9 protein-coding genes are annotated in these 13,084 nt (G+C 28.6%); 8 read left to right on the top strand and 1 reads right to left on the bottom strand.

The window, feature by feature from the left end; genetic code table 11:
- Positions 1 to 12 precede the first annotated feature (12 nt).
- The 6 genes from mshL to QML81_RS07610 are packed head-to-tail and all read left to right on the top strand — an operon-like array spanning position 13 to position 6,605.
- Positions 13 to 1,503: a pilus (MSHA type) biogenesis protein MshL gene (mshL, locus tag QML81_RS07635; protein WP_281950833.1), complete on the top strand. Its 1,491-nt coding sequence runs from the start codon at positions 13 to 15 to the stop codon at positions 1,501 to 1,503.
- 1 nt (position 1,504) lies between these two features.
- Positions 1,505 to 2,317, top strand: a complete 813-nt coding sequence (locus QML81_RS07630) for an ATP-binding protein (RefSeq protein ID WP_281950832.1) — start codon at positions 1,505 to 1,507, stop codon at positions 2,315 to 2,317.
- The gene (locus QML81_RS07625; RefSeq protein ID WP_281950831.1) at positions 2,310 to 3,071 is read left to right on the top strand and encodes a CDC27 family protein; all 762 of its coding nucleotides are present in this window, start codon (positions 2,310 to 2,312) and stop codon (positions 3,069 to 3,071) included. The genes QML81_RS07630 and QML81_RS07625 overlap by 8 nt, the downstream gene beginning before the upstream one ends.
- Positions 3,068 to 3,619 (top strand): hypothetical protein, encoded by a 552-nt coding sequence (locus QML81_RS07620; protein WP_281950830.1) that lies wholly within the window; start codon positions 3,068 to 3,070, stop codon positions 3,617 to 3,619. The genes QML81_RS07625 and QML81_RS07620 overlap by 4 nt, the downstream gene beginning before the upstream one ends.
- 8 nt (positions 3,620 to 3,627) lie before the next feature.
- A complete protein-coding gene (locus QML81_RS07615) occupies positions 3,628 to 5,364 on the top strand; it encodes a GspE/PulE family protein (protein WP_281950829.1) in 1,737 nt (578 codons plus the stop codon).
- Positions 5,361 to 6,605: a type II secretion system F family protein gene (locus QML81_RS07610; protein ID WP_281950828.1), complete on the top strand. Its 1,245-nt coding sequence runs from the start codon at positions 5,361 to 5,363 to the stop codon at positions 6,603 to 6,605. Before QML81_RS07615 ends, QML81_RS07610 begins: the two co-directional genes overlap by 4 nt.
- Here QML81_RS07610 and QML81_RS07605 read toward each other — a convergent pair.
- Positions 6,602 to 8,614, bottom strand: a complete 2,013-nt coding sequence (locus tag QML81_RS07605; protein WP_281950827.1) for an ATP-dependent helicase — start codon at positions 8,612 to 8,614, stop codon at positions 6,602 to 6,604. The genes QML81_RS07610 and QML81_RS07605 overlap by 4 nt on opposite strands.
- Positions 8,615 to 8,905: 291 nt before the next feature.
- Between QML81_RS07605 and QML81_RS07600 the strand changes: the two genes are divergently transcribed.
- Together QML81_RS07600 and QML81_RS07595 are read left to right on the top strand one after the other, a co-directional pair.
- The gene (locus QML81_RS07600) at positions 8,906 to 11,524 is read left to right on the top strand and encodes a valine--tRNA ligase (protein ID WP_281950826.1); all 2,619 of its coding nucleotides are present in this window, start codon (positions 8,906 to 8,908) and stop codon (positions 11,522 to 11,524) included.
- Between the two features lie 55 nt (positions 11,525 to 11,579).
- Positions 11,580 to 13,058, top strand: coding sequence for a SulP family inorganic anion transporter (locus QML81_RS07595; RefSeq protein WP_281950825.1), 1,479 nt, complete (start codon positions 11,580 to 11,582; stop codon positions 13,056 to 13,058).
- Positions 13,059 to 13,084 lie beyond the last annotated feature (26 nt).

Below are 13,084 nucleotides of genomic sequence, written 5' to 3'. Positions count from 1 at the left end.
GAGGCAATTAATATGTATAATTTCAAAAAAAAGTTAATTTCAATAATAGCTGCAGCTACTGTAGCCTCAGGAATTTCATTTGCTAACTGTGATATGCAAGTTTTCAATATCTCTTCTGCTCCTGGGACTAAAATTAATGAATTTATAAACCAAATAAGTGATGAATGTGGTTTTACTGTGCTAATAAAAGATAAAGAAGCAAAAAAAATATTAAATACAAGACTTAGTAAAATTAATTTAAAAGATGCAACTTTAGATGATGTATTAAATATAATTCTAACTGAAAACAATCTTTCTTATGAACTAAAAGATAATATTTTAAAAATCTCCTATCTTATTACAAAAACATTTCATGTTGATTATGTAACAACAAAAAGAACTGGTGAGGCAACAACTGATGCTTCTGTAGATGTAGGTAGTGAAACTGCTGGTGGAGGTGGTGGAACAAAAACAAGAGATGTAAATAAAATAGAGTCAAAAGATGAATTTGATTTTTGGAAAAATACTGAAGAAGAGATTTTTCAGATTATAAATAGACCAGGAGATCCATATAAAGCACCTAAACCTGTTGTTAACCCTGAAGCTGGTCTAATTACGGTTACAGCTACCTTACCGCAAATAAAAAGAGTAGAAAAATATTTAAATAAAATAGAATCAAGACTTCATAATGAAGTAATGATCGATGTATCAATTCTGGCTGTTTCTTTTGATAGCTCTCATACGAAGGGTATTGATTGGAGTCAATTCTCTATTGCTTTGAATGGAAGAATAGATAATAATAATATTTTTACACCAAATGCAGTTCCAATGCTTTCTTATCATAATACAGGAAGTGGAAAAAGCTTTTTAAACTTAAATTCAGATGGTACAGCAAGTACAGTCTTTGATTTTGCATTTAATCTATCTGGACTTATAGATTTTTTAAAAAAAACTGGAGATGTTACTATTTTATCAAATCCTAAAATCCTCACATTAAATAATCAGCCAGCACTTATTACTGTTGGTGAAACTATCAATTATAATGTTCCAACTGAAATAACTATAAGTGAATCAGGAAATCTAGGAACACAAAGTTATACTCCTTCTTCTATATTTGTTGGAATTTTGTTAAATATAACACCTGAAATCACAGAAGATGATGAAATTATTTTAAGAATAAATCCATCGGTTTCAGAATTAAAAGATCCATCACAATTACAACTTGCTCAAGGTCAAAGATTTAGAGAAATTGCCCCAGATACAAAAGAGAAAAAAATATCATCTGTGGTAAAAGTAAAAGATGGTTCAACAATAATACTTGGTGGACTTATCACAAATACAAAAAATTTAAGCATAAATGGTGTTCCTATTTTAAAAGATATCCCAATATTAGGATATGCATTTAAAAGTGAAAAGAAAATTGATCAAAGTATTGAACTTGTTTTTGTAATAAAACCAAAAATTATCAATACTAAAAAAAGATCAATTAGTTTAAAAGATTTAGGTTATAATAGAATAAAATAGTATGAAAAATAGTGAGTCAATATATTCTATTGCCAAAGAGTGTTTTGTTGATACCGAAGATGCAAAAAATTTTATAAATCTTGATAAGTCAATTTATTATCTTGAAAAACTAAAAGAGATTGTAAAAAAGCCTCTTAAAATGGTTCTTCTTTATGGAGAGCCTGGTATTGGAAAAAGTATAATTTTAAATAGATTATATATGGATTTATCTAAGAATGATCCAAATATTCATATATTTTTAAGTCCAATATTAGATGAAAAAAATTTTGAAAAAGCTTTACAAAGAAAAATATTTGGTACCGAAGAGGAAATTGATTTTAATAAATTTGTAGATCTTATAAATGAAAAACTTGAATTTAATTCAACTATTATTTTATTAGACGAAGCTCAATTATACTCTAAAGCGCAGATGGAAAAAATAAGAATTCTTTCAGATACTAGAAAAATAAAATTTGTTATAACTCTTCACAAAACAGAAGAAGAAGACCTAATTGCTAAAGGACATTTTAAAACAAGAATATGGGAAAGTATAGAACTTACTCCGCCCTCTCCTAATGAATTGGAAATTTATATTCAAAAAAAACTTTTAATGAAAAATCTTTTTAATCTTGCAAGCCAAATCAATAAAAAAAATACAAATTTTATATACAAATTTACAAAAGGGAATTATAGAGAAACTAATAAATTTATGTTTAATCTATTTGAAATTTATGAATTTTATGAAAAAAATCGGCCAAGCAAAATAAATTATTCAAAAATTACAAAAAAATTTCTAGAAATGGCTGCTATAAAATTAGGATATATTAATGCATGAAATTGAAAAACTTGAAAAAAGATGGATTAAATATAGATTTAAAAAATTTATAAAAAATATCTCTTTTTTTGTCATTATTGTTTTATCTACTTATGTTTTGCTTAAAATATATTATTTTAATAATACTGAAAAAATTGTTATTAACAAGCATAAAAATATAAATACTAACCATATTTCTGAAAGAAATGTATCAAAATTGCAATCACAGAAAGAATCAAATGTTTCTAAAAAATTAACTTCAAAAGAAATTTCAAAAGAGAAAAAAGAGGTTTTTTTAAAGCCTTCTATTGCATTTTTATCTAACATTAAATCTAAGGAAGAAAAAAAGAAAGAAGAAAAAAGAAAAAAAATAGATAAAAATATAAAAAAAGAAGTCACTAAAAACTCTCAACAAATAAAAAAAATAAATACTCCACAGCCTAAATCAAAAATTGTTATTAAAACTAAGAGTAATGAAGATATCATAGATTCAATTATAAAAAAATTTGAAAAAAATCCTGACCCAAAACTTGCAATTTTTCTATCTAAAACATTTTATAAAGATAAAGATTATAAAAAATCACTTTACTGGGCAATAAAAGCAAATGAGTTAGACAGTTCTAATTACCAAAGTTGGATTTTATTTGCTAAAGCATCTGTAAAACTTGGTAAGAAAAATGACGCAATCAATGCATTAAGAGCCTATCTTAAAAATCATAACTCTTATGAAGCTAAAAAACTTCTTATTCAAATTTCAAATGGAGAATTTAGATGAGATACCTATTTATAATTGCTATTTTTTTAACATCTTTATTTTCCAAAAATATAACTATTAATGATCTTATAAAATATTATAAAGATGAAAATTATAAAAAAGTATGCACAAAAGGAATTTTGATTTTTGAAAAAATTAAAAAAGATGAAAAATTAGTTACTATGTATGCATTATCATGTTTAAAATCTGATTATATTGATAGATTAGCAGTTCCAATTGTAATATTAAAAAATAGTAAAGAAGCAAGAGCAAATGCAGCATATTTTTCAACAATTTTAGCTCAAAAAAAACTATTATATCATGCTTTGATTGATAATATTGATATTTCTGGTCTTATTTTCCCAAAAACTGATCATATTATTTCCAAAATTTTTACTTTATTTGTTGAAAAAAAATATATTTTTTCCGATAATACTTATATATTTAATGAAACAGATGAAAAGGATATAATTTATAAACTATTTTTGGAAAAAGATAAAAAACCTATAAAAATGGTGATTTTAAAGATAAAAAAAGGTAAAATAGTAGAAACACATAAATTTTGGTAGAGGACATTATGGAAAAATTAACTTCACTTCTTTTAGAAAAATCTATTGTTCCTCCTGAAACTTTAAATCATATAAAAAACAGTACTACTACAGAAAAAAATTTATTACATAATTTAATTTCAAAAGGAATAATCTCTGAAAATTTTGTTATAAAATTTTTTGGAGACCTAATTAGAGAAGGTAGTTTAAGTATTGATGATCTTGAACCTCTCCCAAATAATTTAAAAGAAAAAGTTCTAAAATATATTGCAAAAATTTTAAATATAGAGTTCATAGATTTAGATTCTATTGATATAGATTTTAGACTTGCTTCAAAAGTTCCTTTAAGTCAATTAAAAAAATATGAAGCTATTCCTATTAAAGAAGAGGATATAAATATATTAGTTGCTTTTAAAGATCCTCTGGATATGAGCGCTCAAGAATCGATCCAAAGACTTTTTCCAAAAAAACCGATAAAAGTTGCTATTTCACCTGTAAAGCAGATCGAAAGATATTTAAATAAATTAGAGTTAAGTGAGAGTGTTAAAGGACTTATTAGTGAGATTAGAAAAGAGATAAATGCAGGTAATGTAAATGATGCAAGAGAATCCAGCGCGATACTTAGGCTAATTCAAATAGTTCTTCAAACAGCTATTCTTTCTAGAGCAAGTGATATACATATAGAACCAACAGAAAAAAATTGTATTGTAAGAACAAGAATTGATGGAATTTTAACAGAACAGTTTATTTTTGATAAAGATATATATCCCCCTTTATCTTCAAGGATAAAACTTTTATCAAATCTTGATATTGCAGAAAAAAGAAAACCACAAGATGGTAGATTTTCTGCAACAATTATGAAAAAAGAGTATGATTTTAGGGTATCAACTCTTCCTATTATGACTGGTGAATCTATAGTAATGAGAATACTTGACAAATCTAAAGCTATGATAAAGCTTGAAGATGCAGGTATGAGCGATTATAATTATAAAAAATTTGTAAAATCTTTAAAAACACCTTATGGTATTATTCTTGTAACAGGACCAACAGGTAGTGGTAAAACAACTACACTTTATGGTGCTTTAAATATGGTTAGAAGTATAGAAAAAAAGATAATAACTGTTGAAGACCCTATTGAATATCAGATGAATCTTGTACAACAATCCCAAGTTCAGCCTAAAATCGGATATACTTTTGCTACTGCATTAAGATCAATTCTTAGACAAGACCCAGATATTATAATGATAGGTGAGATAAGGGATCAAGAGACATTAAGAATCGCAGTTCAAGCTGCGCTTACAGGACACCTAGTATTATCAACACTGCATACAAATGATGCTATTAGTGCAATTACAAGAATGGTTGATATGGGAATTGAGCCATATTTAGTAAGTGGATCATTAATAGCAATAGAAGCCCAAAGGTTAGTAAGAAAAATTTGTCCATATTGTAAAGCTCCTACAACAATTTTGCCAAATATTGAAAGAGACCTAAAAGAGTACCTGCCTCAAAATTATCAATTTTACAAAGGAAAAGGTTGCAAACATTGCAATATGACAGGATATCTTGGAAGAGAGATGGTTTCAGAAGTTTTAACTGTAGATGATCAATTATCAAGTATGATTGCTCGTGAAGAGAGTAAAGAAAAAATCACAAATTATGCAGTTGAACATGGTTTTATAAATATGCTTCAAGATGGCATCAACAAAGCTCTTGAAGGAGAAACAACTATAGAAGAAGTATTAAGGGTAACGAGATTAACATGAGATATTTTCAATTAGATTTACTACTTAAAGGTAGAAAAGAGTCAATTATAGTAAAAGCAGAAAATAGGGAAGAAGCTTTACATTTAGCAAAGCTTAAAAAAGGTGGAGTGATTATAAGAGTTCAAGAAACTACTCCACCTCTTGAAGAAAGATTAAAAGATATTCAAAATAAAATTCTTTCCTATTTTAAGCAAAAAAAAGTAAAACCAGATAGCTTAATAGCGTCTGTTAGACAACTTGCTGTTATGACAAATGCAGGTATTCCAATATATGATGCTTTAAAAGAGATAGCAAATTCAACAGTTGATAAAACTCTGCAAGAAATTTTGCATCAAATAGCTGAAGATATAAATTCTGGTCTAAGTTTATCTGAATCAGTGGAAAATTTTAGATATCAGCTTGGCTCCCTTACAGTTACTATGATAAAACTTGGTGAACAAACAGGTAATATGCCTGAAGCTCTTTTTACTTTAGCAAATATTCTTGAAGAGATTAGAGAAAATATTTTAAAATTTAAAAAAGCTATAAGATATCCACTTATTACACTAACAGCAATGGCAATAGCTTTTGTCGTTTTAATTATGTTTGTTGTTCCAAAATTCAAAGCTATATTTGAAAGATTTCATGCAGAATTACCATTGCCTACTAGAATTTTATTATGGCTTGAACATGCTTTTTCTACATATGGTATTCAAATATTAGTTGGCTTAATTATTATAGTCTTTGTTATTATTTATCTTTATAGAAACAATGAATCTATAAAATATAATATAGATAAATATCTCTTAAAAGTCTACTTGATAAAAGATATTATATATTATGCTACATTAAGTAGATTTACACTTGTGTTTACAGAACTTGTTGCTGCTGGTATACCAGTCGCTGAAGCATTAGATAGTGCTGTAGCTATGGTTGACAATAGCTTCATAAAAGAAAAACTCGAAACTGTTAAAGTTTATGTTGAAAGAGGTGTCTCTTTGACTGATTCATTTAAAGAGACAGAATTATTTGAAAATATGATTATTCAAATGATTGGTGCTGGTGAATCAAGTGGTCAACTTGATGCAATGATGAGAAAAGTATCAGACTATTATAGAATGAAATTTAACTATATTTTAGATAATATGTCATCATATTTAGAACCTATTTTACTGACAATCATTGCAGCATTAGTTCTATTATTAGCTCTTGGTATATTCCTACCAATGTGGGATATGGCAAAAGCAGTTAAAGGTCATTAAATAAGACCTGCTTCAAAAAGAAATGGAGATGGTTTAAACTCCATTTTTTTTACTCTATCATACTTGGCATAAGATAAAAAAAGTCTATTTTTCGCTCTTGTTGCTGCAACATAAAAAAGCCTTCTTTCCTCTTCTAAGCTTCCAGTCTTACTAATAAGTTTTCTATTTGGAAATCTTCCATCAGCTAAATCTACAATATAAACATCATCAAATTCCAAACCTTTACTTGCATGAACTGTAAGTAAATTAACCCCTACCCCTTCACTTATTTCATTACTTCCTAATATCATAGCATTATAAAATCTCTCTATATCTTTATATGGTTTTGCCAACTCTTTCAAAAGGAGAGTTTTTCTAAAAATTTTATTTATCTGCTCATCATAAAGATTTTTATCAATTGTGCCATCTTTTAATGTTGCTCTTTTTTTAGCAATAACATCTCTTATCTCTATATAAAGATCTGAATCTACTATTTTTGAAACAATACTTAATGGTTGCTTGAATTTTTTTAAATCTTTATAAAGCTTATATAAATCGTATAAAAATTTAGCACCATCAACACTTAGTTTAGGATGTGTTAAAATAGAACTTTTATAAAAATTTTCTTCAAAATTTAGATCTTTAAATCTACTTTTACTTCCCAGTAAAAGAAAATCATCAAAAAGGCCTAACTGATGATTTTTGATTTTTCTCTCGAACGGATTTTTTATCTCAATAGGATCTAAAAGTCCTTTTATTGGATCTCTTTCACCTAATTTTTCTAAACCATCATATATCTCTTTTGCAATTGAAGGCCCTACTCCTTTTGCATATTCAAATATATGGATAAAACTCATTACATCTTTTGGATTTATAAGTAAAGATATCATTTCAAAAACAATTTTTATCTCTTTTGCATCAAAAAAACTAATACTTCCTCTTCTTTTACAATTTATCCCAAACTCTCTTAAACTTGCTTCAATTCCATCTGCACTAGAATTATTTCTAAAAATTACTGCTATCTCTTCATATTTGGTAGTTGAATTTTTAATTCTTTTAGCAATATCTTTATACTGTTCCATTAACTCATCATATATTAAAAGTTTTGGTTTTTCATATTCATCTTTTCTAACAACTTCAAGTTTTTTAGGATAAATTCTTTCATTATTTAATATTACTTTATTTGCCAAATTAAGTATATATTTTGTAGATCTATAATTTTTTGAAAGATTGAAAACTCTTGCATCTTTATATCTTTTTTTAAAATTTGCAATAATATTTATATTTGCACCATTAAAAGCATAAATACTTTGATCATAATCTCCAACACAAAATAGAGATTTTGATTTTAAAGAATCAATTAATGAAGATTGAAGATTATTGGTATCTTGATACTCATCAATTAAAATTTCATCAAACTCTTTTATTTTATTGGCTCTTTTTTTTGCAAATATTAAAAGATCATTAAAACTAACAAAACCATATTTCTCTTTTGTTACCTCAAATTCATCTACTATATCATTATAGATATCAATAAAACTAATATGTAGTTCATTTTTTTTAGCTATCCACTCTCCAAAACTTAAACTACTTACACTATTTTGATAAAGTGAATATAAATCATAAAGATATGAACTTTTATATGGCTTTTCTTCAAAATTTATAAAATTTCTTTTTTCATAAATACTTCTAAATAGGGTTTTTAACTCTTTTGGCTGTTTTAAAACAATATTTTCATCAATATTTTTAAGCCATCTATAACATACAGCATGAAATGTTCCAGATTCGATTTTTTTGGCCTTTTCATTACCAAAAAATTTTGCAACTCTACCTATCATTTCGGCTGCAGCTTTATTTGTAAAAGTAAGAAGTAAAATATTCTCAGGTAAAATATTTTTATCAAGAAGATACCCAATTCTGCCCACTATTGTAGAAGTTTTACCAGTTCCAGCACTTGCTATAACAAGGTTATAACCAAAAGGTGCTGTTGCTGCTTTAAACTGTTCTTCATTTAGCCTTGAAATAGGCATTTATCTCCTTTTAAATTAATGACATTGGACATTAGGAATTGGAATTAGTGATTGGTATTTGGGTGTATTGGGAATTAGGAATTGAAAATTTGGTTGAGTGGTTAAAAAGGTTAAAATCGTTGAATAGTAATAGAATAAAACCACTCAACCACCTACCTAATCTCCTTACCCCTATTCCACTAATCCACTATATACTTAACACTTAATTCTAATATTCCAAAATTAAGAGCTAATTGTACATATATTTGCTATAATTGCGCTAAAAATTTTAAAGTAGAGGTAAAAATTTTTATGGGAAATGAAACAAAATATAATCCAAAAGAGATAGAGAAAAAATTTTATAAAATTTGGGAAAATAGAGGCTATTTTGAAGTAGATGGTAATAAAAACATACAAAAAAAGAATAAAAATTTTTGTATTATGATGCCTCCGCCAAATGTTACTGGTCGCCTTCATATTGGACATGCTTTAACATTTACTCTTCAAGATATAATAGTTAGATATAAAAGAATGGATGGATATAAAACTTTATGGCAGCCAGGAACAGATCATGCTGGAATTGCAACACAAAATGTTGTAGAAAAAGAGTTACTAAAAGAGGGAGTTACAAAAGAGGAGATAGGAAGAGAAAAATTTTTAGAAAAAGTTTGGAAATGGAAAGAAAAATATGGTAATGCCATAGTAGAACAGTTAAAAATTTTAGGTGTAAGTCCTGCTTGGAGCAGAGAACGTTTTACTATGGATGAAGGATTAAAAAATGCAGTAAAAGAGGCATTTGTTACTTTATATAATGAAGGCTTCATAGTTAGAGGTAACTATATGGTTAATTGGTGTACCCATGATGGTGCACTAAGCGATATTGAAGTTGAGTATAAAGAAGAAGAAGGAAAACTGTATTTCATTAGATATCCTATTGTTGGAGAAGATAGATACATTGTTGTTGCAACAACAAGACCTGAGACATTTTTTGGTGATACAGCTGTAATGGTAAATCCAAATGATGAAAGATATAAAGATTTAATAGGTAAAAAAGTAAGACTTCCTCTCATTAATAGAGAAATTCCTATTATTGCTGATGATTATGTTGATATGGAGTTTGGTACCGGAGCCGTTAAAGTTACACCTGCACATGATCCAAATGATTATGAAGTTGGTAAAAGACATAATCTTGAATTTATAAAAGTTTTTGATGAAAAAGGCATTTTAAATGAAAATGCAGGTGAATTTAAAGGGCTTGAGAGATTAGAAGCAAGAGAAAAAATAGTTCAAAAATTAAAAGAAGAAGGCTTTATTGAAAAAATTGAAGATTATAAACATCAAGTTGGCCATTGCTATAGATGTGGAAATGTTGTAGAACCTTATATATCAAAACAGTGGTTTGTAAAAGCCGATATTGCTAAACCTGCAGTAGAAAAAGTTAATGAAGGCAAAGCAAAATTTTATCCAAGCCATTGGATAAACAGTTTTAATGCCTGGATGAAAGAGCTAAGAGACTGGTGTATCTCAAGACAGCTTTGGTGGGGACATAGAATACCTGTATGGTATTGTAAAGATTGTGGAAATGAATGGGCAAGCAAAAGTGAGCATGAAAAAAATTGTCCAAAATGTGGCTCAAACAATATTTATCAAGACCCAGATGTGCTCGATACTTGGTTTAGCTCAGCTCTTTGGCCTTTTTCAACACTTGGATGGGGAAATGGAGATTGGGGAAAAGGAGAAAAATGGTATGAAAATGACCTAAAAGAGTTTTATCCAAATGATCTTTTAATTACTGGATTTGATATTTTATTCTTTTGGGTTGCAAGAATGATTATGATGGGTGAACATTTTATGAAAGAGATCCCATTTAAAGATATATATCTCCATGCTCTTGTTAGAGATGAACATGGTCAAAAAATGAGCAAATCAAGGGGAAATGTAATTGACCCTATCGAAATGGTGGAAAAATATTCAACAGATGCATTAAGATTTACTTTAGCAATTTTAGCAGTTCAAGGAAGAGATATAAGATTATCTCAAGAAAAACTTGAACTCTCAAGAAACTTTACCAATAAGCTATATAACGCTGCAAGATTTTTACTTATGAATCAAGATAAGTTTGATGATTTAGAAAAAAAAGAAATAAAAACAGATTTAGGAAAATATTTTGCAAGTAGATTAAATCAAGCAATAAAAGAGACAAGAGAATATCTAGACAATTATAGATTTAATGATGCGGCAACAACACTTTATAGATTTTTATGGGGCGAGTTTTGCGATTGGGGTATTGAGCTTAGCAAAGCGGATAAAAGCTCAGTAGGTGAACTCGGAGCCATATATAAAGAAGCAATGAAGCTTCTTCATCCATTTATGCCGTTTATTAGTGAATATATCTATCAAATGCTAAGTGGCAGTGATCTTGAATCAAATGAATCGATTATGATAATGGAATATCCACAAGCTAAAGAACAAGATAAAGAAATTGAAGCTAAATTTGCCAAAATTATCGATACAATTGTTACTATCCGCCGCGCAAAAGCTCTTATTGATATGGCAAACAAAAATATTCCAAAAGTTTTGATTAAAGCTGATTTGCAAGAATCAGACAAGGCTTATATCACTAAACTTGCAAAAGTCGAAACAGTAGAGTTTGTAAATAAACCGGTTGAAAATGCGGTTGCTGATATTGGAGAATATGTAGAAGTTTTTATACCTTTAGAAGGAATCGATCTTTCTCCAATTATCAATCGTCTCACAAAACAAAAAGAGAAAATCAATAAAGAGATTGAAAAGCTTAATAAAATGCTCTCAAATGAAAACTTTGTTAAAAATGCTCCTGCACATGTAGTTGAGCAAAACAAAAAAGCTCTCCATGAAGCTCAAGAAAAACTTACTAAAATTGAAGAGGAATTAGCGAGACTCACTCGCTAATCTCTTATCCCTCATACAAATAAATTTATACAATTATAAATCATGAAAGGTATTAATGTCGTTAAAAAAACGCTATAATTTTACAACAAATCCAATAAATGATATTTTAAGTGGCACTGTTGTAGCAGTTGCTCTCATTCCTGAAGCGATTGCATTCTCTCTTATAGCTGGTCTTAGCCCTCAAGTTGGACTCTATACTGCTTTTATCTTAGGACTTATAACTGCTCTCATTGGTGGAAAACCTGGAATGATTAGTGGTGCTACCGGGGCAGTTGCAATAGTATTAGTTGATCTTGTTTTAAAACATGGCGTAGAATATATATTTTGGGCGGCAGTACTTGCTGGTATTATACAGATTCTTATTGGTCTTTTTCGTCTTGGGAAATTTATACGCCTCGTCCCACAACCTGCAATTTATGGCTTTGTAAATGGCCTTGCTATTGTAATTGCAACAAGTCAGATACCTTTGATTAAAGATAGCAATTTGATGACAATCTTTTTGGTCGTACTAACTATGGCAATTATCTATTTTCTTCCAAGATTTACAAAAGCGATACCTGCAAGTTTAGGAGCACTTATCGCCATTACTGCACTAGTTCTTCTATTTCATATCGATACAAAACAGATTAAAGATTTAGCAGACATAAGCGGATCATTTCCAAGCTTTCATATTCCAACTGTGCCTTTAAACTTTGATATACTTAAAACCATTTTACCCTATTCTATCATTATAGCTCTTGTAGGATTGATTGAATCACTTTTAACACTCTCCGTTTTAGATGAGATGAGTGGTGAGAGAGGAAGCGGTAATCAAGAGTGTGTTGCACAAGGGATTGGAAATATGACTTGTGGATTTTTTGGTGCAATGCCAGGCTGTGCTATGATTGGACAATCTATGATCAACTTCACAAGCGGTGGTAAAGGTAGACTATCATCTTTGACTGCGGCAATTTTGCTTATTCTTTTTGTCGTTGCACTTAGTAAATATATCGCTTTGATACCTCTTGCAGCATTAGTAGGAATAATGTTTGTTGTTGCAATTGCAACTTTTAGTTGGAGTAGTCTTGGTCATTTTAAAAGAATGCCTAAAGATGATCTTTTTGTGATGGTAACCGTTACTATTATAACTATTTTTGCTGATTTAGCGATAGCAGTAATTGCCGGAGTAATAATTTCTGCTCTAGTTTTTGCTTGGAAACATGCAAAAATATATACAAAAGTACATATGGAAGGTGAACGTAAAATATATGAACTAGAAGGACCTCTCTTTTTTGGATCTGTACACTCATTTTTAGAAAAATTTGATCCCAAAAATGATCCATTTGAAGTGGTGGTAGATTTCAAAAATGCTCGTGTTATGGATCAAAGTGGTGTAGAAGCTATTGATAAAATCACAAAAAAATATAAAGAAGCTGGAAAATCAATAGTTTTAAGACATTTAAGTCCAGAATGCAAGCAGCTTCTTAAAGAGGCAGGCCCTTACTGCACATGGGAAGAAGATGATCCTAACTATAGAGTAGCAATAGATTTTTAATAATAAAAAAGTTTTAACTTTTTTAT

Origin of the sequence: Nitrosophilus kaiyonis (genome assembly GCF_027943725.1) — a bacterium.
In the GTDB taxonomy this organism is placed as follows: Bacteria; Campylobacterota; Campylobacteria; order Campylobacterales; family Nitratiruptoraceae; genus Nitrosophilus_A; species Nitrosophilus_A kaiyonis.
Note: the sequence above shows the minus strand (reverse complement) of the source record. Positions and strands in the feature narration are given on the sequence as shown.